Below are 24906 nucleotides of genomic sequence, written 5' to 3' on the forward strand. Positions count from 1 at the left end.
ATGTTCGAGACCCCGCGCATCGAGACGCCACGCCTGATCCTGCGGCCGCTTGCGCTGTCGGATGCCGCGGCGATCCAGAGTCACTTCAACAATTGGAACGTGATCAAGACTCTCGCCACGGTGGTGCCGTGGCCTTATCCCGGCGACGGCGCGGAAAGCTTTATCAGGCGCGAGCTCGACAAGATCGCGGCCGGAGAGGAAAGCTATCAATGGGCACTGGTGTTGCGTGCCCGCGATGGCGAGGCGATCGGCAACATCAATTTCCGGCCGCGCGCCGAAGGCCGCAAGGGCAATCGCGGATTCTGGCTCGCTGAGCCGTATTGGAATCAGGGCCTCATGACCGAGGCGATCGCGGCGGTGAACGATTTCGCCTTCCTGGCGCTCGGCCTCGATCACTTCCATGTCTGCAACGCGCCGTCCAACGTCGGCTCGCGCCGGGTCAAGCAGAAGACCGGAGCCGAATTCGTCGGCTTCGTCGAGCTTCCGCACCACAATGGCGAATCCAGAGCGGAGAAGTGGAAGGTGACGCGCGAGACCTGGTTGCGCGATCGCGCGAAGCCGTGACCTTATTTGCGAATACCGCCGCGAGGAAAATCGCGGCGCCTTGACCGTGCACGCGCGGCCGGAGAACATGGCTCCGATCGCTCCATCAAGAACGAGAACACAATGGCGATGAACGGCATGTCGATGAATGACGCCTGGCGCGACCGCGCCGCGACAAGTTTTCAATGCGAGAAGCAGCCGGCCACCAGCAGCCGCGGCATGGTGGTGAGCAATCATCCGCTGGCATCGAGCGCGGGCGCCGAGATGTTGGCTGCCGGCGGCAATGCGATCGATGCGGCGATCGCCACCTTGTTCACGCTGACCGTGGTCGAGCCGATGATGGTCGGCATCATCGGCGGCGGCATGGCGCATATTCGTCTCGCCGACGGCAGCCATCGCTTCATCGACGGCCAGAGCACGGTGCCGAAAGCGGTGCGGCCGGACACCTACACTTCGAAGCCAGGATCGGCGCACGACGTGTTCGACACCGTCGGCAACGAGAATTTGAACGGGCCGAAAGCGGTCGCGGTGCCGGGCTCGCTGAAAGCCTGGTGCGAAACGCTGCGCCGCTTCGGCACCATGAGCCTTGCCGATGTGATGCAGCCCGCGATCAAGCAAGCCGCGCGCGGCTATGCGGCGACGCCCTATTTGCATGAATGCATCACCGACGGCGCCGAGGAGATGCTGAAAGACAAGCCGATCTCGGCGATCTATCTGCCTGATGGCACGCCGCTGAAGCCCGGCGAGCGCGTGGTGCAGGCGGAATATGCCGAGACGCTGAAATACATCGCCGATCATGGCGACAACGCGCTCTACCAGGGGCCGCTTGGCGACATCCTGGTCGACTACATGAAAAAGAGCGGCGGCTTCATCGCGCAGGAGGATCTCGCGACCTACAAGACCGTCGAGCGGCAGCCGATCCGCTGCGACTACCGCGGCTGGGAAATCCTCGGGCCTCCGCCGCCCGCGGCATCGGGCGTGCATATCACGCAGATGCTCAACATCCTCGAAGGCTATGACATCGCGCGGCTCGGCTTCGGCACGACCGAGACGATCCATTATCTTGCCGAGGTGCTGAAGATCGCCTTTGCCGACCGCGCGGCCGCGAGCGGCGATCCCGCCCATATCAACGTGCCGGTGGAGCGGTTGACCTCGAAGGCCTATGCCGAGGAGCGCCGCCGCGCGATCGATCCCGACCGCGCGCAAGCCTGGAGCGCCGGCGTCACCCAGCTCGAAAGCGCGCACACCACGCACATGACCGCGGCGGATGCGATGGGCAATGTGGTCGCGACCACCCAGACCATCAACAATCTGTTCGGCGCCAAGATCCTGATCCCGGGCCTCGGCACCGTGCCGAACAACTACATGAACCTGTTCGATCCGCGGCCGGGACACGCGCTGTCGCTGGCCGCCGGCAAGCGCGTCACCACCTCGATGTCGCCGATGATGGCGCTGCGCGACGGCAAGCTCGCCTACGCGCTCGGCCTGCCCGGCGGCAAGCGCATCTTCCCGAGCGCGATGCAGGCGCTGATCAATCTGATCGACCACGGCATGAGCCTGCAGGAGGCGGTCGAGGCGCCGCGGGTCTGGACCGAGGGCAATGCGCTGGAGGTCGAGCAGGCGGTGCCGGAGGCTGTCCGCGCCGCGCTATCAGCCAAGGGCCACAAGGTGCAGGTCGTGCCGACGGTGGCCGGCGGCATGAACGCGATCCAGTTTCACGCCGACGGCACAATGTCGGGCGCAGCCTGCTGGCGCGCCGACGGCACCCCGGTCGGCATTGCCGGCGGCCTCGCCCGCGCCGGGGTGCGCTTTGCGTTGAGGTGAGGTTGGTTAGGCTCCCTCGCCCCGCTCTCGCGGGGAGAGGGTGGGGTGAGGGGCTCACTCCACGAGGTGGTGTCCATTGATGGACCTGTACCCCCTCACCCGGATTGCATCTGGCGATGCAATCCGACCTCTCCCCGCAAGCGGGGCGAGGTAGCTCTACTTCCTGACGCAGATCACGCGGACCACGGCCGCCTTGGCGTCCGCCGAGTCGCCCGACGCGGTGACGCCATGCGCCTTCAGGAAGCTGCGCACCGTGTCGGCCGGCACCAGCGCGGCCTGCGCCGGCGGCGCCGCGTTTGCGGGGCCTGCGACGATGACGGGTTTCAGCACCGCGATCCCGGCAAACCTGCCGCCGCCGTCGAGCGCCGCCGCGCCGGAGAACCCGAGTGCCGGCGCCGGCGACAGCGCCTGATCGCCGCCGCCGATCTGTGCGGCCGAAGCCTTCAGGCTGCTCGCGGCCGCTCCGCCGCCCTGTTTCTGCGGATCGGCGATCCCGGTGATGTCGAGCGCGGTCTGCGTCGCCTGGCCTGCGATGTTGAGCGGCTTCAGCCCGCGCGCGCCATAGATGCGCAGCAGAGCGAGATCGTGCTCCTTGTCCGCGGCGACCCGATCGGCATTGCCGTAGCCCGGGATCGTCAGCGCGATGCAGTCGTCAGTCGCCACGCGGTCGGTGATGATGGCGCCATCGTCACTGACCACGACGCCGGTGGCATATTCGACGGTCTTGCGCGGCGGCGGCCCGGCCTGCACGGCGGACGGAAATGCGTTGAAGGCGCTCGACATCGCGATCACCACCGGCTCGACGGTGGACTGCATCGCCTGGTCATAGAGGATGGTGAGGATGCGGACCTCGTCGCCCTTCAAGGTGCCGCGCAGATAGAACTTCTTCAGCCCCTGCATGCCCGACAGCACGAAGAAATCCGGCTTCACCACGGTGTAGTCGATGGTGCGGCCGGCCGGCTCCTTCTTCTCCTGCTCGGCAAGCTTTGCGGTGGTCGGGCTGGCTTCCTTGCGCCGGGTCAGCAGCACCTGGACGGTGCCGGTCGGCGAGGTCCATTTGGCGCCAGAAGCGTCGCTGGTGAGCTGCGGCACCAGCTTTGTGGGAATGCCGAGCCGCGCCCCGGTGGCCGGCTCGGTGACGATCCGCCAGCCGACACCTTCCTGCTTCCGCCGCGCAGTGTCGGCGAGCACGCCGCGCTCCTGCGGGTTCAGCACGCCGGTCGGCTTGCCGCCGCGCTTCTTCTGGAATTCCTTGATCGCATTGACCATGCGCTCGCTGACGTCGCCGGTAATGGCGCCGTTATATTCGCCGACCCAGGCGAGGTCGGATTGCAGCGCCAGCCTCTCGGCCTGCGCCATCGCGCCCGCGGTATCCTCCGGCTTCTGCAGCCCGGGGCGTATCGGCACCGTCGCCACGGTCTTCGGCTTGGTCCCGGCCGTCGAGGGCGGGGTCATCTGGGCCTGCGCCATGCCCATCCCCGTGACCGCAATGGAAGCGGCCATCAATGTTGCCGAAAGCACCGATCTCATGACAAATCCGGGGGGAATGACTGACACCATTGACGTCCAGGCAATTAAGCACATCTGCTTGGTCGGCAACAACCGCGCTCCGGTTCAGGGAGCGCGTCAACGCTCATCCTGAGGAGCGGCGAGAGCCGCGTCTCGAAGGATGAGGGCCACGGACCGGGCCTCATGGTTCGAGACGCGCGTGCCGCGCTCCTCACCATGAGGGTCACGGGTAGGATAGATGAGACAATGCTGAGTGCCGACGAACTTGAACGCTATGCCCGCCACATCGTGCTGCGCGAGGTGGGCGGCCCCGGCCAGAATGCGCTGAAGCAGGCCTCCGTGCTGGTGATCGGCGCCGGCGGCCTCGGCGCGCCGGTGCTGATGTATCTGGCGGCCGCCGGTGTCGGCCGGCTCGGCGTGATCGATGACGATATCGTCTCGCTCTCCAATTTGCAGCGCCAGATCATCCATGCGACGTCTGATATCGGCAAGCGCAAGGTCGACAGCGCGGCGGCACAGATCCATGCGCTCAATCCGCATGTGACGTTCGAGGCGCATTCGATGCGGCTCATCGCCGACAATGCGATGGCGCTGATCGCGAACTACGACCTCGTGCTCGACGGCTCCGACAATTTCGAGACCCGCTATCTCGTCGCCGATGCCTGCTTCCTCGCGAAGCGGCCGCTGATCACGGCCGCACTGGGCCAGTTCGACGGTTCGCTGACCACGATCCGCGCGCATGAGAAGAATGCGGACGGCGAGTTCAATCCGACCTATCGCTGCCTGTTTCCGGAGGCGCCGCCGCCGGGCACGGTGCCGGCCTGCGCCGAGGCCGGCGTGATGGGCGCGCTCGCCGGCGTCCTGGGATCGATGATGGCGCTGGAGGCGATCCGCGAGATCGTCGGCTTCGGCGAGGGCCTGGTCGGCCGCCTCCTGATGGTGGATGCGCGCGCGATGCGGTTCGAAACCCTGCGCTACGCGCGCGATCCGCAGAACCCGCTCAATGGCGATGGGCCTGTCATCACTGACCTCAGCGCCCATCGCACCTGATTGCTGCCGTTATCTGCTGGCCGGCTTCTCGCTGTCGAGATGCGCCATCTGCTCGGCCGCATAGCGCGTGCCGGCAGCGATATCCGGCGGGAAGGCTTTCGCCAGCGCTGCGAGATGAGCTTGCGTCAGCGTCAGCCTGGTCGCGCCGAGCGCTTCGGTGAGACGGTTGCGGGTGCGGGCGCCGACCAGCGGCACGATCTCCTTGCCCTGCGCCGCGACCCAGGCAATCGCGACCTGCGCCGGCGTCGCCCCGATCTCGGCGGCAACGGCGCGCAACTGCTCGACCAGCGCGAGATTGGCATCGAGGTTCGCGCCCTGGAAGCGCGGCGTCATCAGCCGGTAGTCCCTGCCGATCTTGCCGGACTCCTTCGACCAGTGGCCGCTGATCAGCCCGCGCGACAGCACGCCGTAGGCTGTGATGCCGATGCCAAGCTCGCGGCAGGTCGTCAGGATATCGCGCTCGATACCACGCTCGATCAGCGAGTATTCGATCTGGAGATCGACGATCGGATGCACGGCAAGAGCACGGCGGATGGTGTCGGAGCCGACCTCGGACAGGCCGATATGTCTGATGTAGCCGGACTTCACCAGATCGGCGATGCCGCCGATCGTCTCCTCGATCGGAACGTTGGGATCGAGACGTGCCGGGCGATAGATGTCGATGTAGTCGGTGCCGAGACGTTGCAGCGAATAGGCGAGAAAATTCTTCGTAGCGGCCGGTCGGGTGTCCATTCCGGCGAATTCACCCGCGGGGCCGCGCAACGCGCCGAACTTGACGCTGATCTGCAGCCGGTCGCGCGCGACGTCCTTCAGGGCTTCCTGCACCAGCATCTCGTTGTGGCCCATGGCGTAGAAGTCGCCGGTATCCAGCAGCGTGATGCCGGCATCGAGCGCCGCGTGCACGGTGGCGATGCTCTCGCCGCGATCGGCCGGGCCATAGACCTCGGACATGCCCATGCAGCCGAGGCCGAGGGCCGCGACGGTGGGCCCGGTTGAGCCGAGTTTGCGTGTGTCCATGTGGATGTTCCTCGAACGTTTGCGGCGGAAAATCCGTCGCCAAATGCCGAGGTGATATGGGCCGGCCAGCTTTCGCCGATAAGCTGGACAATCCCGAATGGCTTGTTCACTATATCGAACAATGCAGAATTTCGACCTTCGCGACCTCGACGCCTTCGTAGCGGTGGCGCGCACGCGCAATTTCCGGCGTGCGGCGCTCGAGCAGCGCGTCTCGGTTTCCAGCCTCAGCCAGCGCCTGCGCGACATGGAAGAGCGGCTCGGCGTCCGCCTGATGAACCGCACCACCCGCAGCGTCGCGCTGACCGAGGCCGGCGAACTGCTGCTTGCCCGTGTCGCGCCGGCCATGGTCAACGTCGCCGATGCGATCACCGAGGTGCGCGGCCTGCGCGCCGAGCCGTCGGGGCGGTTGCGCATCAACGCGCCGCCGCCCGCGGTCGATCTGGTGCTGGCGCCGATGATCGCGCCGTTCCTCGCCAGATATCCGCGGGTCGAGCTCGACGTCGTTGCGGAGAGTGCGTTCGTGGACATCGTCGCGCAGGGCTTTGACGCCGGCGTGCGTTACGGCGAGCACCTGGCACAGGACATGGTCGCGGTTCCGCTTGGCGCGCCGCAACGTTACGCGATCGTGGCGTCCAGCGCGTATGTCGCAAAGCACGGCCGGCCGATGCATCCGAAAGATCTGCTGGCGCACCCCTGCATCCGCAGCCGCTTCAGCAACGGTGTGATGTTCGATTGGGAGTTCGAGAAGAACGGCCGCGTGGTGAAGATTTCGCCGCCGGCCAGGCTGACCGCGACCCATCTCGGCCTCGCGCTGCGTGCGGTTCATGACGGCGTCGGCTACTGGGCGACGTTCGAGGGCTATGTCCGCTACGGCGTCAAATCCGGTGCGCTGGTCAGCGTGCTCGACGACTGGTGCCCGCCATTCGACGGACCGTTCCTCTATTATCCGAGCCGTCGCCAGCCGCCGCCGGCGCTCGCTGCGTTCGTGTCATTCGTCGCCGACTGGCGCAAGCAGGCGCGACGGAAGAAGTAGAGCAGGACCTCGCCACATCGTCGTCCCGGCCTTGAGCCGGGACCCGTACCCACAAATGCGGATTGCCTTGCAGCGCTGGGGCCACAGCCCTCGCAACAACGAGGCCCTGCGGTTATGGGTCCCTGCTTTCGCATGCTTTCGCAGGGACGACACCGAATGCGTGATTACAGCATGCGCCTCGCCGGCCGCACCGGCTCCTTTGCATGGGGTTGTTTTCGATATTTTGGCAGCGCGCCCCTGCGACGGCAGGGCTGTCGCGTGTGACTACCCACGTCCCGTAGCCCGGATGGAGTGAAGCGTAATCTGGGGCGGCCTGTCCGCGGATACAGGCCCCGGATTTCGCTGCGCTCCATCCGGGCTACAGATCTCTCTTCTCCTTCCCCCTGAAAGGCAGGGGTGTCCGGGGAAATTCAGGCATAGCGGAGCTCCATCTGGTCAGGTGAGATGGTTGATTTCCGACGGCTGGGGTTGATGGGCGGAGGTTTGTCGATGGCAGCGAGGGATCGACGCGTGAGCAGGAGCTGGCCGACGAGTTCGGCGAACCTGAGCGGGAGCATTTTGATGCAGTTGGTGTGAGCGGCGATGCGCAGCAGCAGGTAGGCAATCATCGCAGCGAGCACCTGAAGGCGGATCGCGTTGTCGTTGGCGCCGAGGAACTTGCGAATATCGAGATGCTGCTTGATCCAGCGGAACAGCAGCTCGATTTGCCATCTGCTCTTGTAGAGGGCGGCGATCTCGACGGCGCTACGGGCAAGGTCGTTGGTCAGGAGTGTGATCTTGCCGCCTTTCTCGCGTCTGATCTTGATGCGGCGGAGCGGGATTGGAAGGCGCGAATCGCCCTTGCTGGTGAGCTTCACCTCGTCATCGGCAAGGATTTCGAAGCCATCCCCGTTACGCTTGCGGATGGCGCGATGCCTGAGCGAGCGAAGACGGATGCTCGTCTTCGCCCGGGTAACGAAGAAAGCCTTGCTATCATTGATCTTCTGCCACCAGTCGAAACGGCAATAGCCCTTGTCAAACACATAGGTGGTGGCGGGCTGGATTGGGGTCTGTCGGCCGATCTCGATGTCATTGACGTTCGCGGCCGTCATCTCGACGCAGGTCGGGACATCGCTCCTTGGGTCGTAGACGACATGCAGCTTCATGCCGCGGATGCGGCCGTTCCACGTCGCCCAACTGCAGACCTTGCCGAGCGGGATCGGACTGGCGTCGATCAGACGCACCATCTCCATGCCTTCACTCCGCAGCTGGCGACGCGCCATCGCCGACAGCGCCGCAAAGGTTTGCGCGAAAATGCCGATCGGACGGCGGGCATTGGCATCGGACAACGTCGAGCGCGACAGCTTGCCGGTTCCCAAGTGATAGTGATGCTGCGAATTGGCGTTGAAGCCAGTCACCACCCCGCGCAGACTGCTGTTGCCGCTAAGCTGGGCATAGATCAGCGCCACCAGATGATCCCAGCTCCTGAACGACTTGTCGTAGGCATCCCCGTCCAGACGATCCACAACCGTCTGAAACTGCCGTCGATTGATCGGTTCAAGCAGCCTTCCAAAAATGCTACCGCGATATCGCATGCTCGGCCCTCTGTGTCTCGACAACCAGAAAAGACCGATTTGCCTCGGTCCTGCCGAGCATGCACCGCGACACAGTGAATCATTCCCCGGACACCCCTGCCTGAAAGGGGGAAGGTCGGGATGGGGGTCAGCCACATGCACCGTCGCTCGTGGAGAGAGATGATCCCCACCCGCTTTGCTCTGGCGAGCAAAGCGACCTCCCCTTTTCAAGGGGAGGTTATGGAAAGAAGCGGTCCCGGATTGCGCGGAGCCTGTCATCGGGCGCGCGTTCGCGCGACCCGTTGGCTCCATCCGGGCTACGAGCGCTTACAGCATGCTCGGCAGCACGCGATCCGGCGGCTTGTGGGCGTCGAGGAAGGTTCGGATGTTGATGATCACCTTCTCGCCCATCTCGACGCGGCCTTCGATGGTGGCCGAACCCATATGCGGCAGCAGCGTCACCTTGCCGGCCTTGGCGAGCCGCACCAGCTTCGGGTTCACCGCGGGCTCGTGCTCATAGACGTCGAGGGCTGCGCCGCCGATATCGCCGGCTTCGATCAGCTTGATCAGCGTGTCCTCGTCGATCACCTCGCCGCGCGCGGTGTTGACGACATAGGCCTCTTTCCGGATCAGCTTGAGCCGCCGCGCCGAGAGCAGGTGATAGGTGGCCGGCGTGTGCGGGCAATTCACCGAGATGATGTCCATCCGCGCCAGCATCTGGTCGAGGCTTTCCCAATAGGTCGCCCCGAGCTCTTCGGCGATCATAGGCGCCACCGGGCGGCGGTTGTGATAGTGGATTTGCAGGCCGAAGGCGCGGGCACGGCGCGCCACGGCCTGGCCGATGCGGCCCATGCCGACGATGCCGAGCCTCTTTCCACCGATGCGGTGGCCGAGCATCCAGGTCGGCGACCAGCCCGCCCAATGCTGCTTGCCTTCGGTCAGGATCGAGGCGCCCTCGATCAGGCGCCGCGGCACCGCCAGGATCAGCGCCATGGTCATGTCGGCAGTGTCCTCGGTCAGCACCTTCGGGGTGTTGGTCACGGTGATGCCGCGGGCATGCGCCGCCGCCACGTCGATATTGTCGACGCCATTGCCGAAATTGGCGATCATCTTCAGCTTGCAGTCGGGCTGATTGATCACGTCCTCGCGGACCATGTCGGTCACGGTCGGCACCAGCACGTCGGCGGTTCGCGCCGCCTCGGCGATCTGCTCCGGCGTCATTGGCGTGTCGTCGAGATTCAATCTGGCGTCGAACAACTCGCGCATCCGGGTCTCGATCGAGTCCGGCAGCTTGCGGGTGACGACGACGAGAGGCTTTTTCTTCACCGACATGTCCTGCTTTCATGACGCGCGGCTTGCCAAAAAGCAAACCGTTGAGGCCTCATTAACCCGGTTGTTCGACACTGCTGATAGCCGCGCTGTCCCGGCGTTTCCTTCGCGTTTCCTAGGGTTCCCCGATACTTGCCCCGGCTCTTCGCCAAGGCGAAACGACGGGCAAATTCGGGTGTTCTGGCTCTCAGGCGTTCCGTCCTCTCTAGCAGAAGGCCGGGCCAAGACAAGAACCCCTCGGACTTGCAGTGCGGGAGCGAACGGCGCAGGCGCAGGGGCCTTCGGGCGTGGTTTGGGTTGCAATTCGCCGAGTGCCGATTGGGCATCTCGGCAGGAGACGAGTTGATGGTGGCGTTCTGGCGTTTCAGTTCATTGGTGGCGCTGGTCGGAAGCATGCTGAGCGCGTCGGTCATGCCCGGACATTCCGCCAAGGATTTGAGCCCCACCACCAGCGGCCTGCCGATCCCGCGCTATGTCAGCCTGAAGTCGGATCACGTGAACGTCCGGGCCGGCCCGACCAAGGACAATGACGTCGCCTGGGTCTACACGCGGTCGGGGCTGCCGGTCGAAATCACCGCCGAGTTCGAGAACTGGCGCCGGGTGCGCGATTCCGAAGGCGCCGAAGGCTGGGTCTATCACTCCCTGCTGTCCGGCCGCCGGACCGCCGTCGTCACGATGAAGAACAAGGACGATCTGGCCTCGCTCTACGATCGTCCCGACGCCACCAGCGCGATCGCGGCGCGCCTGCAGGCCGGAGTCGTCGCGCAGGTGAAGAAATGCGCCAATAACTGGTGCCGGGTCACCGGCAGCGGGTTCGACGGCTGGATCGAGCAGCAGCGCCTCTGGGGCGTCTACGCCGACGAGAAGGTGGATTGAGCTTCCCCGACCGCAAATGAAAATGGCCGGGACGAGCCCGGCCATCACAACTCAAATCGACGGTAAGACGGTTCAGCGCTTCTTGCGCAGCCGTACGACCATGTCGACGCGGGAGATCTCGTAGCCTTCGGGCACGTCGGGCATCTTCGACAGCACGAGGTTCGGGTCGGGAATGTCGACCAACTCGTGGTTATGCTCGAGATAGAAGTGGTGGTGCGTCGACACGTTGGTATCGAAATAGGTTTTCGTGCCGTCGACGCTGACCTGGCGCAGCAGGCCGGCGTCGGTCAGCTGGTTCAGGGTGTTGTAGACGGTCGCCAGCGACACCGGAACCTTGGCCAGCGTGGCTTCCTCGTACAGCATTTCAGCGGTCAGGTGGCGGGCACCCTTGCCGAACAACAGCCAGCCCAGCGCCATGCGCTGACGGGTCGGCCGCAGACCGGCAGACTGCAACATCTCGTTGACGTCATGCCACGGACAGCCGGTCAGGGCAGGGTGGTGACCAGCGCCCCGGGCAGCCGGGTGCACGGCATCATCGTTCACAGCCGGTACTTCCTCGTTCATATCCACTCTATGCACCCAACTCAGGCAATATTCCTCATAAATATAAAAAGGATGCCTATCAGATGCAAGTTTTTCGCAACTAGAACGAATCCAAGCTGCGGTAGAAACCTAAGGAGAAGCGGTCATTTATCCTCGGAATGCCGCTTTGCCGCCCAGTTGGCGCTATGTTAGAGAGCGCGCGGACCACATATGCGCTTTCGGCAGAGATAACAGGCCGTAGCGTACCCAGGTAGCGCCAAGATGCGGGACGGGTTATTCCGGTTCCCGTGGGTAGATCAAGGTCCGACCAAGCAAAGCGCTCATCGGGACATCAGAGGTGGAAAGAGGATGCTGGATCGGCGCGGCGGTTACGAATACGAGGATTTGCTGGCTTGCGGGCGGGGCGAGCTTTTCGGTCCCGGCAACGCCCAGTTGCCGCTGCCGCCGATGCTCATGTTCGATCGCATCAGCGAGATTTCGGAGAATGGCGGCGAGTTCGGCAAGGGGCTGGTGCGCGCCGAGCTCGAGGTGAAACCGGATCTCTGGTTCTTCGGCTGCCATTTCAAGAATGATCCGGTGATGCCGGGCTGCCTCGGCCTCGATGCCATGTGGCAAATGGTCGGCTTTTACCTTGGCTGGATCGGTGGCGAAGGTCGTGGCCGCGCGCTCGGCCTCGGCGAGCTGAAGTTCTCCGGACAGGTGCTGCCGCAAGCGCGCAAGGTTGTGTACAACATCGATATCAAGCGCGTGATGCGGTCAAAGCTCGTGCTTGGAATTGCCGACGGGTGGCTTTCCATGGACGACGAGATTATCTATCGCGCCAAGGACTTGAAGGTCGGGTTGTTCAAGCAGGGCACGGCTCCATCTTGAGCAGGATCATCATGCGGCAACATAAAGGCAGGGCGAGGCGAACATGAGGCGGGTTGTCATCACGGGGATGGGTATTGTCTCGTCCATCGGTAACAACACCCAGGAAGTGCTTGCGAGCCTCTACGAGGCGAAGTCGGGCATTTCGCGCGCGGAGAAGGCCGCCGAACTCGGCTTCCGCTCGCAGGTGCACGGTGCGCCGACACTCAATCCTGCCGAGGTGATCGATCGCCGCGCGATGCGGTTCCTTGCCGAAGGTGCGGCGTGGAATCACGTTGCGATGGAACAGGCGATCCGCGACTCGGGCCTCGAGGAAAACGAAGTCTCCAACATCCGCACCGGCATCATCATGGGATCCGGCGGTCCGTCGACGCGCACGCTGGTGGAGGCCGCCGACATCGCGCGCGCCAAGGGCCCGAAGCGGGTCGGTCCGTTCGCAGTGCCGAAGGGCATGTCCTCGACCGCGTCGGCGACGCTCGCCACCTGGTTCAAGATCAAGGGCGTGAACTATTCGATCTCGTCGGCCTGCGCGACGTCGAACCATTGCATCGGCAACGCTTATGAGACGATCCAGATCGGCAAGCAGGATGTCATCTTCGCCGGCGGTTGCGAGGAGCTCGACTGGACGCTGTCGGTGCTGTTCGACGCCATGGGCGCGATGTCCTCGAAATACAACGACACGCCCGCCACCGCCTCGCGTCCCTACGATCTCAACCGCGACGGCTTCGTCATCGCGGGCGGCGCGGGTGTCGTGGTGCTGGAAGAGCTCGAGCATGCCAAGGCGCGCGGTGCCAGGATCTATGGCGAGGTCGTCGGCTACGGCGCAACCTCCGACGGCTACGACATGGTGGCGCCGTCAGGCGAGGGCGCCGAGCGCTGCATGCGCATGGCGATGTCGACGGTGAACACGCCGGTCGACTACATCAATCCGCACGCCACTTCGACGCCCGCCGGCGATCCGCCGGAGATCGAGGCGATCCGCAAGGTGTTCGGCACCGGCGACAAGTGCCCGCCGATCTCGGCGACCAAGGCGCTGACCGGCCACTCGCTCGGCGCCACCGGCGTGCAGGAAGCGATCTATTCGCTGCTGATGCTGAACAACGGCTTCATCTGCGAGAGCGCGCATATCACCGAACTCGATCCGGTGTTTGCCGACATGCCGATCGTGCGCAAGCGCATCGACAACGCCAAGCTCAACACCGTGCTGTCGAACTCGTTCGGCTTCGGCGGCACCAACGCGACGCTGGTGTTCAGGCGGCTTGACGCGTGATTTCGCCTCTCCTCGCCTTGCTGAGGGAGGTCCGCGGGCAGCGAATGGGAACATTGCAACGATCCGGAATGGGGTGGGAATGATTATTGAACCGCGCGTGCGAGGCTTCATCTGCACGACGGCACATCCCGTCGGCTGCGCCACGAATGTCCGCGAACAGATCGCCTATGTTCTGAAGCAGGGTCCGGTCGCCGACTGCCCGAAGCGCGTTGCCGTGCTGGGCTGCTCGACGGGGTATGGCCTCGCGAGCCGCATCGTCGCGACCTTCGCCGGCGGCGCCGATACGATCGGCGTGTCGCTGGAGCGCGAGCCGTCGGAAAAGAGAAGCGCCAGCGCCGGCTGGTACAACAACCGCGCCTTCGAGATCGAGGCCCAGAAGGTCGGACGCTCGCCGCTCACGCTGGAGGGCGACGCCTTCTCCGACGAGCTGAAGGCGACCTTCATCGAGCGCGTGCGCGAGAAATTCGGGCAGCTCGACCTCCTGGTCTACAGCATGGCCGCTCCGGTCCGCACTGATCCCGACACCGGCAAGACCTATCGTTCGGTGATCAAGCCGCTGGGCGCCCCGGTCGAGATCAAGACGCTCGACACCGAGACCGGCGAGGTGTTCCAGACCACGCTCGAACCGGCCAGCGAGGAGCAAACCGCGGCCACCGTCGCGGTGATGGGCGGCGACGACTGGAAGCGCTGGATCGACCAGCTCGCGGATGCCGGCGTTTTGGCGCCGGGCTTCCAGACGCTCAACTACACCTATATCGGCAGCGAACTGACCTGGCCGATCTACTGGAACGGCACGCTCGGCCGCGCCAAGGTCGATCTCGACAGCAAGGCGGAAGCGATCCGCGGCCGGCTCGGTGCGGACGCCGCCCGCGTCGTCGCGCTGAAGGCCGTGGTCACCCAGGCGAGCTCGGCGATTCCGGTGGTGCCGCTCTATGGCACCGTGCTGTTCAAGGTGATGAAGCAGCTCGGGCTTCACGAAGGCTGCATCGAGCAGATTGATCGCCTGTTCCGGACGAAGCTCGGTAAGGGCGTCGCGCTCGATGACGCGCAGCGCGTCCGGGTCGACGATTGGGAGCTTTCCCCCGAAGTGCAGACGGAAGTGTCGCGGCGCTGGCCACTGCTCACCACCGAGACGCTCGGCGAGTTGGCCGATCTCGGCGAGTACAAGAGCCAGTTCCTGCGCCTGTTCGGCTTCGGCATCGACAGCGTGGATTACACGCAGGACGTGGATCCGCGCGTCGTGCCGGGTTAGGCCGTTCGGGAAACATCGCAATCACAGCTTCGTAGCCCGGATGGAGCGCAGCGCAATCCGGGACAGTCCCTCTGTGGCAGAGAGCCCCGGATTTCGCTGCGCTTCATCCGGGCTACATGTCTCACCCCGCCGCGATCTTCTCTGCGCGCTGGAACGCGGGCCGGGCCACGCAGCGGCCGATATAGGCCTCGAATGACGGCCGCGACGGCACCATCTTGAACACGCGCACCGCAAAGTTCAGTCCCGCGCCGATCGCGATGTCGGCCGCGGAGAATTGATCGCCGAGGATCCATGGCCCCTTCTGCAGCTCGGCATCGAGCACGTCGAACACCTGCGCGGCGCTGCCCCATGCCGCGGTGCTGGTCGGCACCTCGAGCTTGGTGAAGAGCTGGATCAGCGCGGGCTCGATGCAGCTCGGCGAGAAGAATAGCCACTGCAGATAGCGCGCCCGCTTCGGGTCCGTCGCTGCCGGCGCGAGTTTGGTCTCGGGATAGCGGTCGGCGATATAGGCGCAGATCGCGGCGGCCTCGGCGAGCTGCGCGTCGCCGTCGGTCAGCGCGGGCACCTTGCCCATCGGGTTGATCTTGAGAAAATCGGGCGATTTCTGCGCCCCGGTGCTGATGTCGGTCAGCACCCGTTCGTATGGCAGGCCGGATTCCTCCAGCAGCCAGATGGCTGAGAACGAGCGCGAGCGCGGCGACCAGTACAGCTTGATCATGGCTTAGCCTCCGATGTGCGGTTTGTTCTCATCCACCGATAGTGCTTCATCATGAAGCCGGTGACCGGATTGGGCGCTTCCTTGTCGAACACAAAGCCTTCGCGCTCGTACCAGCGCCAGGCCTTCTCGTTCTCGCGGACGCATTTCAGCCAGATCTCGTCGGGCATCTGCCGGCGCGTGAAGGCAAGCAGCTCGCGTCCCAGGCTCCGGCCCTGATAGGCGGGGACCACCATCAGCTGATCGAGCAGCAAGGTCGGCAGGTGCAGCGCCAGCATGGCGGCGATGGCGCCGCGATCGTCGGCCACGAACAGGCTCCAGCCGCCGGCAATCTCGCGCGGCAGGCGGACACGCAGATCATTCAACAGGTTGTCGCTGGCTTGCGAGAGCCCGGTCGAAACCCAACTAGCCATCCAGGCGCGCGCGATCGCGTCATGTTCGTCGGGACGAGCGGGGCGGATGATCGGCAGCGTCATTGTTCCCTATCGCCTTCGACGCCGGCGGCGCGACGCTGTGGGTGCATAAAGGTGAAAGCCCGCGAGCGCCTCGCGGAGCTTTCAACTCTAGCGTAGTTGTGTGCGACCGGCGAGCCCGGCGGCTCACACGCCGAGCGTGCCGGCCTTTGCTGCCGCATAGCGCTCAGCCACGGCCTTCCAGTTCACCGTATTCCACCACGCCTTGAGATAATCGGGCCGACGGTTCTGATAGGTCAGGTAATAGGCGTGCTCCCAGACGTCATTGCCGAGCAGCGCGCGCTTGCCGTCCATGATCGGATTGTCCTGGTTCGGCCGGGTCTCGATCGCGAGCTTGCCGTCCTTGGTCACGGTGACGAACACCCAGCCGGAGCCGAACACGCGCCCGCCGGCGGCGTTGAAATCGGTCTGGAATTTTTCCATGCCGCCGAGGTCGCGATCGATCGCGGCGAGCACCTCGCCGTCCGCCTTGCCGCCGTTCGGTCCCATGATCTGCCAGAACATGGTGTGGTTGGCGTGGCCGCCCATGTTGTTGCGCACGCCGGTGCGGATCGCCTCCGGCACGCTGCCGAGATTGGCGAGCACCTCGACGACCGGCTTCTCGGCGATCTGCGGATTGTCCTTGGCGAAATTGTTGAGGTTGGTGACATAGGCCTGATGATGCCGGTCGTGATGGATTTCCATCGTCTTGGCGTCGATATGCGGCTCCAGCGCATTGGTGGGATAGGTCAGCGGATCGATCTTGAACGGTCCGGCGGGGGCCTGCGCGAATGCCGTGCGCGATGCGGCTGCGGCTGCGGCGATGCCGCCTGCTGCGATGATCAAATGGCGTCGGGACATCGAGGACATCGTGGTTCTCCGTGCTGGGAAAGCTTCCTGATGTTAGGCCCGAGTTGTGAACGGGTTCCAGCGAATCCGGTCACAATGCCGGGTCAAAATCGCGCATGCCGATCAGCGGAGATTGATTTGCGTCCGATCTCGGCAAACCAAAAAGGGCGGCCACAGGGCCGCCCTTTTCGTAACAGTCGATTTGCTAGTCGATTGGCCTTGGTTTACTCGCCGGCAGCTTCGCGCGGCGCCGCAGCCGGCGCTTCGGTCTTCTGCTTGGCCTCGAGATCCTCGCCGGTCTCCTGGTCGACCGCCTTCATCGACAGGCGGGTCTTGCCGCGATCGTCGAAGCCGAGCAGCTTGACCTTGACCTTGTCGCCTTCCTTGACGACGTCGGAGGTCTTCTGCACGCGGTTGGACGCGAGCTGGCTGATGTGGACGAGGCCGTCCTTGGCGCCGAAGAAGTTTACGAACGCGCCGAACTCCATCACCTTGACGACGGTGCCCTCGTAGATCTGGCCGACCTCCGGATCGGAGGCGATCGACTTGATCCACTTGATCGCAGCCTTCATCGCCTCGCCATCGTTGGAGGCGACCTTCACGGTGCCGTCGTCCTCGATGTTGACCTTGGCGCCGGTCTTCTCGACGATCTCGCGGATCACCTTGCCGCCGGTGCCGATCACTTCGCGGATCTTGTCGGTGGCGATCTTGAAGGTCTCGATGCGCGGTGCGTATTCGCCGAGCTCGGCGCGCGCCGCGGTCAGAGCCTTGGCCATCTCGCCGAGGATGTGGATGCGCCCTTCCTTGGCCTGGCCAAGCGCAACCTTCATGATCTCCTCGGTGATGCCCTCGATCTTGATGTCCATCTGGAGCGAGGTGATGCCGTGGTCGGTACCGGCGACCTTGAAGTCCATGTCGCCGAGATGATCCTCGTCACCGAGGATGTCCGACAGCACCGCGAAGCGCTGACCTTCGAGGATCAGGCCCATGGCGATACCGGCGGTCGGCCGCTTCAGCGGCACGCCGGCGTCCATCAGCGACAACGAGGCGCCGCACACCGAGGCCATCGAGGACGAGCCGTTCGACTCGGTGATCTCGGAGACCACGCGGATCGTGTACGGGAACTCGTGATGCGGCGGCAGCACCGGGTGGATCGCGCGCCAGGCGAGCTTGCCGTGGCCGATTTCGCGGCGCTTGGTGCCGCCGAGGCGACCGGTTTCACCGACCGAGTAGGGCGGGAAGTTGTAGTGCAGCAGGAACGTTTCCTTGTACGTCCCCGACAGTGCATCGATGTACTGCTCGTCCTCGCCGGTGCCGAGCGTGGTCACGACCATCGCCTGGGTCTCACCGCGGGTGAACAGCGCCGAGCCGTGGGCGCGCGGCAGCACGCCGGCTTCGGCGATGATGTTGCGCACGGTCTTGGCGTCACGGCCGTCGATGCGCTTGCCGGTGTCAAGGATGTTCCAGCGAACGATCTTGGCTTCCAGTTCCTTGAACACGCCGGCGACGCGGAGCTTGTCGTATTTCGGCTCCTGGCCTTCCGGGAAGAAGTGCGCCAGCACCTTCTCCTTGACGGCGCCGACCGCGGCATAGCGTTCCTGCTTGACCGGGATCGCATAGGCCTTGCGGAGTTCCTGTTCGGCGATGCCGAGCATCTCCTTCTCGATCTCCGAATTGTCGATCGTGGTGACTTCGCGCGGCTCCTTGGCGGCCTTCTCGGCGAGTTCGATGATCGCGTTGATGACCGGCTGGAAGTGGCGGTGGCCGAACATGACCGCGCCGAGCATCACGTCCTCGTTGAGCTCCTTGGCTTCCGATTCGACCATCAGCACGGCGTCGGCGGTGCCGGCGACGACGAGATCGAGCTGGGTCTCGGTCATCTCGTCCAGCGTCGGGTTGAGCACGTATTCGTCATTGGCGAAGCCGACGCGCGCGGCGCCGATCGGGCCCTTGAACGGCGCGCCCGACAGCGTCAGGGCGGCGGAGGCGGCGACCAGCGACACGATGTCCGGATCGTTCTCCATGTCGTGCGAGAGCACGGTGACGATCACCTGGGTCTCGTTGCGCCAGCCGTCGACGAACAGCGGACGGATCGGGCGGTCGATCAGGCGGGAGACCAGCGTCTCCTTCTCGGTCGGACGGCCTTCGCGCTTGAAGTAGCCGCCGGGAATGCGGCCGGCAGCGTAGGTCTTCTCCTGGTAGTCGACCGTGAGCGGCAGGAAGTCGACGCCCTCGCGCGGCGCCTTCGCCGCAACGACGGTGGCAAGCACCACGGTCTCGCCGTAGGTGGCCATCACGGCGCCGTCGGCCTGGCGGGCGATCTTGCCGGTTTCAAGTTTGAGGGGACGTCCACCCCAGTCGATTTCGACGGAATGCGAATTGAACATTTCGGTTTTCTTTCATGGTTTCACGAAAGCACGGCGCCCTGAAACACAAAGACCATGCCAAGACGGCGAGACACTGATGCGCTGTCGCGATCAGCATCCGGCGATCCTGCCATGGTCCCTGGATTTCGGATGGCGTCCATCCTTTCGGTCATCTGGGCATCTTGCCCGGTCCAGCGGCCGGATTGCTGCTGGACGCTAGTGTGCATGGCGCGACTGCCATGCTGCGCTTGGTCATCTTTCGACAATTCGAAAGCCCGAGTTCACGGACGACCATGCGAAAACGCGCGCGAACCCTCGCGCGCGTGCTTCTCAAATCAACGACGGATGTTGTGCTTTTCGAGCAGCGCCTTGTAGCGCGCCTCGTCCTTGCGCTTGATGTAGTCAAGCAGGGAACGACGCGTCGACACGAGCTTCAGGAGGCCGCGGCGTGAATGGTTGTCCTTCACATGGCTCTTGAAGTGCTCGGTGAGGTTATTGATGCGTTCCGACAGGATCGCGACCTGAACCTCGGGCGAGCCGGTGTCGCCGGCTTTGTTGGCATTCGTCTTGATGACTTCCGCTTTGCGTTCGGCGGTAATCGACATCGTTAGTTACTTTCATGGTTGCGAGCCGGACCGGCAGTCAGTCCGTTCAGGTTGAACACGCGCTTGGGGATGAGTTCGCCATTGCCAATTTCGGCAAGCGCGAGAAGCCGGCCTGCCACCGTGACATAGACTGTGCCGCTGGTATTGGGCGCATCCCGTCCGCGCAACAAAACGGCCTGGCCCCTGTGGAGCCTTGCCGCATCAGCCCGTGTGACGGCCAGTGCCGGGATGTCGTCCAGCGCGGTCTCAACGGGCAAAAGCGCGTCGGCGAGGCTGCCCTCGCCAGACGCGGCTCTATTGCATAAAGCCTCCAACTGTTCCAGCGGAATCATGTCTCGTTCGGTAAACGGACCGACAAGGGTTCGCCGCAGGGCGCAGATATGGCCGAAACAGCCCAGAATCCGGCCCATATCGCGGGCCAGCGCCCGGACATAGGTTCCCTTGCCGCACTCGGCCTCGAACACGGACTGGCCGTTATCGCCATGTTCTACAAGGGTTAATTCGTGAATTTCGACCGGGCGCGGCTTCAGTTCCACGGTCTCGCCGTCGCGCGCCAGATCATAGGCGCGCTCGCCCTGCACCTTGATCGCCGAATATTGCGGCGGGATCTGCTCGATCACCCCGGTAAAGCGCGGCAACAGTTCCCGGATCGAATCGGCGGTCGGCCGGCTGTCGCTGGTCCTGACCGGCCGTCCCTCGGTGTCGTCGGTGTCGCGCTCCTCGCCCCAGCACACCGTGAAGCGGTAGCGCTTGCGGCCGTCCATCACGAACGGCACCGTCTTGGTGGCCTCGCCCAGCGCGATCGGCAAGCCGCCGGAGGCGAGCGGATCGAGCGTGCCGGCATGGCCGGCGCGCTTGGCCTGAAACAGGCGCTTGAGCACCGCGACCGCCTGCGTCGAGGTCATGCCGATCGGCTTGTCAAGCACCACCCAGCCGTGGACGTCGCGCTTGTCGCGGCGCGGCTGCTGGTTCTGCCTGCCCTGCTTCTGGCGCGGGTCGTTGTTGGTGCGGCGCGCATCGTCGGTGCGCTGGCCGGCAAAAGCATCCCGCTCAGCGTCGCGCGCGTCGGCATCCTTCGCGTCGATAACGCTGTTGGTCGTCATCACAGTCATCACTCGTCGTCCGAATCGGGTGCAAGGTCTCGCTGCACCGCAGGTGTCCGCAGTAGTTTCTCGATGCGCTCCGCTTCGTCGAACCGCTCATCGACGCGGAAGCGAATGTCGGGTGCAAATTTCAGGTTGACGCGGTGCGCGATCTCGCCGCGAAGGAACTTCTTGTTGCGCTCGAGCGCGGATATCACCGTGTCGGTGTCGCGTCCGCCGAGCGGCATCACGTAGATCGTGGCGAGCTTCAGATCCGGCGACATACGCACCTCGGGAACGGTGATGATGTGGCCTTCCAGATCGGGATCGTGAACCTCACCCTGTGACAGAATCTCGGCAACTGCATGGCGAACCGTTTCGCCGACGCGCAGCTGACGTTGCGATCCGCCGGGGCTGGAACTCTTCTTTTGACGGGGCATGACCTTTTTCCAAAACCGTCGCGCCCGCCAGCCGTGGCCGCGGGCATCAATGTCCTTGCTTTGCTTTCAATCGGACGATGCGCTGGTGGCCGGACTAACGTCCGGCCACGCCGTCGCATTTTCAGTTAAATGGACCCAACGCCTAGCAAGATCTGCGCTTCGTAAGATTTGGACTTACAGAGAGCGCTGGATCGTCTCGATGCGGTAACACTCGATCACGTCGCCGACACGCATGTCGCCGTAGTTCTCGAACGCCATGCCACACTCCTGGCCGGCGACCACTTCCTTCACTTCATCCTTGAAGCGCTTCAGCGTCGACAGCTTGCCTTCGTGCACCACGACGTTGTCGCGGATCAGGCGAACATTGGCGCCGCGTTCCACGGTGCCGTCGGTGACGCGGCAACCCGCGACCTTGCCGACCTTGGAAATGTTGAACACTTCCAGGATCTGCGCGTTGCCCAGCATGGTTTCGCGCAGCGTAGGCGCGAGCAGGCCGGACATCGCCTTTTTGATGTCATCCACGAGGTCGTAGATGATGTTGTAGTAGCGGATCTCGATGCCGTTGCGCTTGGCCGCGGCCGCCGCTTCCTTGTTGGCGCGGACCGAGAAGCCGATGATCGCGGCGTTGAAGCCTTCCGCCAGCGTGACGTCGGATTCCGAGATGCCGCCGACGCCGGCATGCAGGATGCGGGCGGCGACTTCGTCGGTGCCGAGCTTCTCGAGCGAGCCCAGGATCGCTTCCAGCGAGCCCTGCACGTCGGCCTTGACGATCAGCGGGAACTCCTTGCGGCCCGCGGTCTTGAGCTGCGACATCATCTGCTCGAGCGAGCCGCGCATGCCCGAGATCGAGGCCGCGGCATTCTCGCGCTTCTGGTGCGCGCGATAGCTCGTGACCTGACGGGCGCGGGCTTCGTTCTCGACCACGGCGAGACGATCGCCGGCTTCCGGCGGGCCGTTGAAGCCGAGCACCTCGACCGGCACCGAAGGGCCGGCCTCTTCGAGATTCTCGCCCTGGTCGGAGATCAAGGCGCGGACGCGGCCCATCTCGGCGCCGGCCACGATGATGTCGCCGACGCGCAGCGTGCCGCGCTGCACCAGCACGGTCGCGACCGGACCGCGTCCGCGATCGAGCTTGGCTTCGATCACGGTGCCTTCCGCCGGACGCTCCGAGTTGGTCTTCAGGTCGAGGATTTCAGCCTGCAGCGCGATCATCTCGAGCAGCTTGTCGAGATTGGTCTTGTTCTTGGCCGAAACCTCGACGTCGACGACGTCGCCGCCGAGCGATTCGACCTGCACCTCGTGCTGGAGCAACTCGGTGCGCACGCGCTCCGGCCGCGCATCCGGCTTGTCGATCTTGTTGATCGCCACGATCATCGGCACCTTGGCCGCTTTGGCGTGATTGATCGCCTCGATCGTCTGTGGCATCACGCCGTCATCGGCCGCGACCACCAGCACGACGATGTCGGTGACCTTGGCGCCGCGGGCGCGCATCGCGGTGAACGCGGCGTGGCCGGGTGTGTCGATGAAGGTGATCTTGGTGCCGCTCTCGGGCGACAGCACCTGGTAGGCGCCGATATGCTGGGTGATGCCGCCGGCTTCGCCCGATACGACGTTGGCGTGGCGCAGCGCGTCGAGCAGCGAGGTCTTGCCGTGGTCGACGTGACCCATGACGGTGACCACCGGCGAGCGCGGCTCGGTGTCGGTGGAATTGTCGACGACGTCGAACAGGCCCTCTTCCACGTCGGACGCCGCGACGCGCTTGACGCTGTGGCCGAGTTCTTCGGCGATCAGTTGCGCAGTGTCGGCATCGATCACGTCGGTGATCTTGTGCATCGCGCCCTGCTTCATCAGCATGCGGATGACGTCGACCGCGCGTTCCGACATGCGGTTCGCGAGTTCCTGGATCGTGATCGCTTCCGGAATGGTGACCTCGCGGATCAGCTTTTCCTTCGGTTCGTTCGACGCATGCCCCTTCAGGCGCTGGGTGCGGCGGCGGAACGAGGCGATCGAACGCTCGCGCACGTCGTCGGCGTTGAGCGCAGTGGTCAGAGTGAGGCGGCCGCGCTCCTTCTGCGGGCCGGGCTTGTGGGTGGTCTTCGGAGCCGCGGCGGGGCGCACGGCGCCGCCGGGGCGGCGCACCAGGCGCGGACCTTCGTCTTCGTCCGGCCCGGCCGCAACTGCCGCCGGCCGCGGCGCAGAGGCTGGTGCGCGCGCGGTTGTCGTGGTGGTCGGGCGTGCTGCGGGGGCGCGGGCAGGCGGAGCAGACGCAGGTGCGGCTGTCGCGGGCCTGGCCGCTGTTGTGGCCGGAGCGCCGGGTTTGGCTTCGCCCTCGCCAAAGCGGCGCTTGGCCTCGACCTCGGCCTTGCGCTTGGCCTCTTCCTCGTGGCGGTGGCGCTCTTCTTCCGCCTTGCGGCGGGTTTCGGCGGCCTCGCGCTCGGCCTTCTCGGCAGCCTCGCGGACGGCGCGGCGCTTGGCTTCCTCTTCGGCCTGGCGGCGTTCCTCGATGTCGCGCTGACGGGCGTCGGCCAGCGCGCTGGCGCGCGCGGAACGCTCGTCCTCGGTCAGGGTCGGCAGCACCACGCCGGAGCGGGTGTTACGCTGCTGCTGGCCGGGGGGCGGGCCTGAGGGGCGGCCGAGCGGCGGCCTGGCGGCCGGCGCCGCAGGCTTTGCAACCACGGGTTCCGGCGCGTGCGCCTCGCCGGGACCATCGCCACCGACGCGACGCTTGCCGCGCTTCTCGACCACGACCTGCTTGGTCCGGCCGTGGCTGAAGCTCTGGCGCACGGTGCCCGTCTCGACGCGCGGCTTCAGCGACAACGTCTTGCTCGGGACACTCAAAGTCTTGTCGCCAGGGGTCTTGGTATCAACCATTCAGCAGTCCTAATCTCGTTTCGCTGTGCGTTTGCCGCACAAATCCTTCAACGTGTCGTCGTTTGCTGAGCATGACCGGTCGGAAAGACGGCGTCCGCCTTCCCGGATCACGCTCTGGAATTTCTGGCCGCTTCGGCGGTCTTGTCGTCGTCGGCCATCCGGTATCGGACCAGCATCTGGCAGCGCGACAGGAACGTCTTGCTCGCCGGGCCCGCGAGCAGCGCAGCATGTATCACATTTGACCGCCCAAGTGCCAAATCCAATTCTTCCGACGTCAAAACATTGACGACGGGGATTACCGGCGATTCACCACGTTTTTCGCCCCTTTGCCCCACGATCGCGTCCAATTTGCGGATTCCGTCCGCCGCGCCGTCGGAAGCGTGGATCAGGGCTGCAGTTTCGTTCCGGTTGAGTGCGTCCTCGACCTTGCCGAAGCCCGAAACCACCTGACCGGCCTTGGCGGCCATTGCCAGGGCCTCGGTGACGCTGCGCACCAGGAGGGTGTCGGTGTCGGCGGGGAGGGTCGGCGCGACGCGGACATCGCGCTTGAATCCCTTGCTAAATTGGTGACGGCGCACGGCTTCCGCAACGCTGCGCCGCGACGCGGAAACCCAGAGTCCGCGGCCGGGCAGCTTGCGCTTGATATCCGGGATCACCTCGCCTGTGGGCGCGACGACGAACCGGATCAGCTCGTCGATCGGACGCACCTCGCGGCTGACCGCGCACATCCGCGTGGTCGCGGACTTCTGCGTCCGCGGCCCATCGTCGAGATCGGGGTCAGCCTGAGCCAACATCCGTGGGGCATCTCCGTCGTGAATTGGCGCGAGTTCTTATCGCAAAGCCGGTATCCACCTTTGCGG

22 protein-coding genes are annotated in these 24906 nt (G+C 64.8%); 8 read left to right on the forward strand and 14 right to left on the reverse strand.

All coding sequences use genetic code 11. The features are described from left to right. A complete protein-coding gene (locus ACVI1L_RS14190) occupies positions 1 to 564 on the forward strand; it encodes a GNAT family N-acetyltransferase (RefSeq protein ID WP_456783143.1) in 564 nt (187 codons plus the stop codon). A 123-nt stretch (positions 565 to 687) separates the two neighbouring features. After that, positions 688 to 2367, forward strand: coding sequence for a gamma-glutamyltransferase (gene ggt / locus ACVI1L_RS14195; protein ID WP_456785555.1), 1680 nt, complete (start codon positions 688 to 690; stop codon positions 2365 to 2367). A 156-nt stretch (positions 2368 to 2523) separates the two neighbouring features. Here the strand turns inward: ggt and ACVI1L_RS14200 are convergent, their stop codons facing one another. Continuing rightward, complete coding sequence (locus tag ACVI1L_RS14200) at positions 2524 to 3897, reverse strand: serine protease (protein WP_456783144.1); 1374 nt, start codon at positions 3895 to 3897, stop codon at positions 2524 to 2526. Positions 3898 to 4122: 225 nt separating this feature from the next. Between ACVI1L_RS14200 and ACVI1L_RS14205 the strand changes: the two genes are divergently transcribed. Further along, entirely contained in the window at positions 4123 to 4926 is an 804-nt protein-coding gene (locus ACVI1L_RS14205) for a HesA/MoeB/ThiF family protein (protein ID WP_456783145.1), read from the forward strand. 9 nt (positions 4927 to 4935) lie between these two features. On the opposite strand, the gene ACVI1L_RS14210 is transcribed toward ACVI1L_RS14205, so the two are convergent. After that, the gene (locus ACVI1L_RS14210; RefSeq protein WP_456783146.1) at positions 4936 to 5943 is read right to left on the reverse strand and encodes an aldo/keto reductase; all 1008 of its coding nucleotides are present in this window, start codon (positions 5941 to 5943) and stop codon (positions 4936 to 4938) included. A gap of 121 nt (positions 5944 to 6064) precedes the next feature. On the opposite strand from ACVI1L_RS14210, the gene ACVI1L_RS14215 reads away from it, so the two are divergent. Beyond that, the gene (locus ACVI1L_RS14215; RefSeq protein ID WP_168856647.1) at positions 6065 to 6976 is read left to right on the forward strand and encodes a LysR family transcriptional regulator; all 912 of its coding nucleotides are present in this window, start codon (positions 6065 to 6067) and stop codon (positions 6974 to 6976) included. Positions 6977 to 7386: 410 nt separating this feature from the next. Here ACVI1L_RS14215 and ACVI1L_RS14220 read toward each other — a convergent pair whose 3' ends face one another. Continuing rightward, positions 7387 to 8550 (reverse strand): IS4 family transposase, encoded by a 1164-nt coding sequence (locus ACVI1L_RS14220; RefSeq protein ID WP_057015126.1) that lies wholly within the window; start codon positions 8548 to 8550, stop codon positions 7387 to 7389. 306 nt (positions 8551 to 8856) lie between these two features. Further along, positions 8857 to 9861 carry a 2-hydroxyacid dehydrogenase gene (locus ACVI1L_RS14225; protein ID WP_456783147.1) on the reverse strand — a complete coding sequence of 335 codons (1005 nt, stop codon included), beginning with the start codon at positions 9859 to 9861 and terminating at the stop codon, positions 8857 to 8859. A gap of 345 nt (positions 9862 to 10206) precedes the next feature. Here ACVI1L_RS14225 and ACVI1L_RS14230 point away from each other — a divergent pair, with 345 nt between their 5' ends. Beyond that, a complete protein-coding gene (locus ACVI1L_RS14230; protein ID WP_076824741.1) occupies positions 10207 to 10734 on the forward strand; it encodes an SH3 domain-containing protein in 528 nt (175 codons plus the stop codon). Positions 10735 to 10806: 72 nt separating this feature from the next. Here ACVI1L_RS14230 and irrA read toward each other — a convergent pair whose 3' ends face one another. Beyond that, positions 10807 to 11298 carry an iron response transcriptional regulator IrrA gene (gene irrA / locus ACVI1L_RS14235; protein ID WP_026192029.1) on the reverse strand — a complete coding sequence of 164 codons (492 nt, stop codon included), beginning with the start codon at positions 11296 to 11298 and terminating at the stop codon, positions 10807 to 10809. A gap of 327 nt (positions 11299 to 11625) precedes the next feature. Between irrA and fabA the strand changes: the two genes are divergently transcribed. The 3 genes from fabA (at position 11626) to fabV (ending at position 14666) form a co-directional block, all read left to right on the forward strand. Continuing rightward, on the forward strand, positions 11626 to 12147 hold the full coding sequence (gene fabA, locus ACVI1L_RS14240; protein ID WP_057015289.1) for a 3-hydroxyacyl-[acyl-carrier-protein] dehydratase FabA: 522 nt from the start codon (positions 11626 to 11628) through the stop codon (positions 12145 to 12147). A gap of 43 nt (positions 12148 to 12190) precedes the next feature. Next, positions 12191 to 13414, forward strand: coding sequence for a beta-ketoacyl-ACP synthase I (fabB, locus tag ACVI1L_RS14245; protein ID WP_253588344.1), 1224 nt, complete (start codon positions 12191 to 12193; stop codon positions 13412 to 13414). 79 nt (positions 13415 to 13493) lie between these two features. Then, positions 13494 to 14666 (forward strand): enoyl-ACP reductase FabV, encoded by a 1173-nt coding sequence (gene fabV / locus ACVI1L_RS14250; RefSeq protein WP_456783148.1) that lies wholly within the window; start codon positions 13494 to 13496, stop codon positions 14664 to 14666. Positions 14667 to 14787: 121 nt separating this feature from the next. Here fabV and ACVI1L_RS14255 read toward each other — a convergent pair whose 3' ends face one another. The 9 genes from ACVI1L_RS14255 to ACVI1L_RS14295 all read right to left on the reverse strand — a co-directional run bounded on the left by ACVI1L_RS14255 (position 14788) and on the right by ACVI1L_RS14295 (position 24840). Further along, positions 14788 to 15384, reverse strand: a complete 597-nt coding sequence (locus tag ACVI1L_RS14255; protein WP_057015292.1) for a glutathione S-transferase family protein — start codon at positions 15382 to 15384, stop codon at positions 14788 to 14790. Beyond that, on the reverse strand, positions 15381 to 15857 hold the full coding sequence (locus ACVI1L_RS14260) for a GNAT family N-acetyltransferase (RefSeq protein WP_456783149.1): 477 nt from the start codon (positions 15855 to 15857) through the stop codon (positions 15381 to 15383). Before ACVI1L_RS14260 ends, ACVI1L_RS14255 begins: the two co-directional genes overlap by 4 nt. A gap of 123 nt (positions 15858 to 15980) precedes the next feature. Continuing rightward, entirely contained in the window at positions 15981 to 16703 is a 723-nt protein-coding gene (locus tag ACVI1L_RS14265; protein WP_057015294.1) for a superoxide dismutase, read from the reverse strand. 203 nt (positions 16704 to 16906) lie between these two features. Beyond that, the gene (gene pnp / locus ACVI1L_RS14270) at positions 16907 to 19069 is read right to left on the reverse strand and encodes a polyribonucleotide nucleotidyltransferase (protein WP_050383431.1); all 2163 of its coding nucleotides are present in this window, start codon (positions 19067 to 19069) and stop codon (positions 16907 to 16909) included. Positions 19070 to 19383: 314 nt separating this feature from the next. Then, on the reverse strand, positions 19384 to 19653 hold the full coding sequence (gene rpsO, locus ACVI1L_RS14275) for a 30S ribosomal protein S15 (RefSeq protein ID WP_016844725.1): 270 nt from the start codon (positions 19651 to 19653) through the stop codon (positions 19384 to 19386). Positions 19654 to 19655: 2 nt separating this feature from the next. Further along, positions 19656 to 20765 (reverse strand): tRNA pseudouridine(55) synthase TruB, encoded by a 1110-nt coding sequence (gene truB / locus ACVI1L_RS14280; RefSeq protein ID WP_253638167.1) that lies wholly within the window; start codon positions 20763 to 20765, stop codon positions 19656 to 19658. Beyond that, positions 20765 to 21175 (reverse strand): 30S ribosome-binding factor RbfA, encoded by a 411-nt coding sequence (gene rbfA / locus ACVI1L_RS14285; RefSeq protein WP_028343913.1) that lies wholly within the window; start codon positions 21173 to 21175, stop codon positions 20765 to 20767. The genes truB and rbfA overlap by 1 nt, the downstream gene beginning before the upstream one ends. A 174-nt stretch (positions 21176 to 21349) precedes the next feature. Beyond that, positions 21350 to 24046, reverse strand: coding sequence for a translation initiation factor IF-2 (infB, locus tag ACVI1L_RS14290; RefSeq protein WP_076824501.1), 2697 nt, complete (start codon positions 24044 to 24046; stop codon positions 21350 to 21352). A gap of 107 nt (positions 24047 to 24153) precedes the next feature. Next, positions 24154 to 24840 (reverse strand): RNA-binding protein, encoded by a 687-nt coding sequence (locus ACVI1L_RS14295; RefSeq protein WP_456783150.1) that lies wholly within the window; start codon positions 24838 to 24840, stop codon positions 24154 to 24156. Positions 24841 to 24906: the final 66 nt, after the last annotated feature.

The organism is Bradyrhizobium sp. USDA 4516 (assembly GCF_054055915.1).

Bases quoted from the DNA above. Each gene is read 5' to 3' on its own strand.
- ACVI1L_RS14220 (WP_057015126.1), bottom strand. From the start codon at position 8,550: ATGCGATATCGCGGTAGCATTTTTGGAAGGCTGCTTGAACCGATCAAT.
- rpsO (WP_016844725.1), bottom strand. From the start codon at position 19,653: ATGTCGATTACCGCCGAACGCAAAGCGGAAGTCATCAAGACGAATGCC.
- ACVI1L_RS14200 (WP_456783144.1), bottom strand. From the start codon at position 3,897: ATGAGATCGGTGCTTTCGGCAACATTGATGGCCGCTTCCATTGCGGTC.
- pnp (WP_050383431.1), bottom strand. From the start codon at position 19,069: ATGTTCAATTCGCATTCCGTCGAAATCGACTGGGGTGGACGTCCCCTC.
- rbfA (WP_028343913.1), bottom strand. From the start codon at position 21,175: ATGCCCCGTCAAAAGAAGAGTTCCAGCCCCGGCGGATCGCAACGTCAG.
- ACVI1L_RS14265 (WP_057015294.1), bottom strand. From the start codon at position 16,703: ATGTCCTCGATGTCCCGACGCCATTTGATCATCGCAGCAGGCGGCATC.
- ACVI1L_RS14205 (WP_456783145.1), top strand. From the start codon at position 4,123: ATGCTGAGTGCCGACGAACTTGAACGCTATGCCCGCCACATCGTGCTG.
- ACVI1L_RS14295 (WP_456783150.1), bottom strand. From the start codon at position 24,840: ATGTTGGCTCAGGCTGACCCCGATCTCGACGATGGGCCGCGGACGCAG.
- infB (WP_076824501.1), bottom strand. From the start codon at position 24,046: ATGGTTGATACCAAGACCCCTGGCGACAAGACTTTGAGTGTCCCGAGC.
- ACVI1L_RS14215 (WP_168856647.1), top strand. From the start codon at position 6,065: ATGCAGAATTTCGACCTTCGCGACCTCGACGCCTTCGTAGCGGTGGCG.
- ACVI1L_RS14190 (WP_456783143.1), top strand. From the start codon at position 1: ATGTTCGAGACCCCGCGCATCGAGACGCCACGCCTGATCCTGCGGCCG.
- ACVI1L_RS14210 (WP_456783146.1), bottom strand. From the start codon at position 5,943: ATGGACACACGCAAACTCGGCTCAACCGGGCCCACCGTCGCGGCCCTC.
- fabB (WP_253588344.1), top strand. From the start codon at position 12,191: ATGAGGCGGGTTGTCATCACGGGGATGGGTATTGTCTCGTCCATCGGT.
- ACVI1L_RS14225 (WP_456783147.1), bottom strand. From the start codon at position 9,861: ATGTCGGTGAAGAAAAAGCCTCTCGTCGTCGTCACCCGCAAGCTGCCG.
- ACVI1L_RS14255 (WP_057015292.1), bottom strand. From the start codon at position 15,384: ATGATCAAGCTGTACTGGTCGCCGCGCTCGCGCTCGTTCTCAGCCATC.
- truB (WP_253638167.1), bottom strand. From the start codon at position 20,765: ATGACTGTGATGACGACCAACAGCGTTATCGACGCGAAGGATGCCGAC.
- ACVI1L_RS14260 (WP_456783149.1), bottom strand. From the start codon at position 15,857: ATGACGCTGCCGATCATCCGCCCCGCTCGTCCCGACGAACATGACGCG.
- irrA (WP_026192029.1), bottom strand. From the start codon at position 11,298: ATGAACGAGGAAGTACCGGCTGTGAACGATGATGCCGTGCACCCGGCT.
- fabV (WP_456783148.1), top strand. From the start codon at position 13,494: ATGATTATTGAACCGCGCGTGCGAGGCTTCATCTGCACGACGGCACAT.
- fabA (WP_057015289.1), top strand. From the start codon at position 11,626: ATGCTGGATCGGCGCGGCGGTTACGAATACGAGGATTTGCTGGCTTGC.
- ggt (WP_456785555.1), top strand. From the start codon at position 688: ATGAATGACGCCTGGCGCGACCGCGCCGCGACAAGTTTTCAATGCGAG.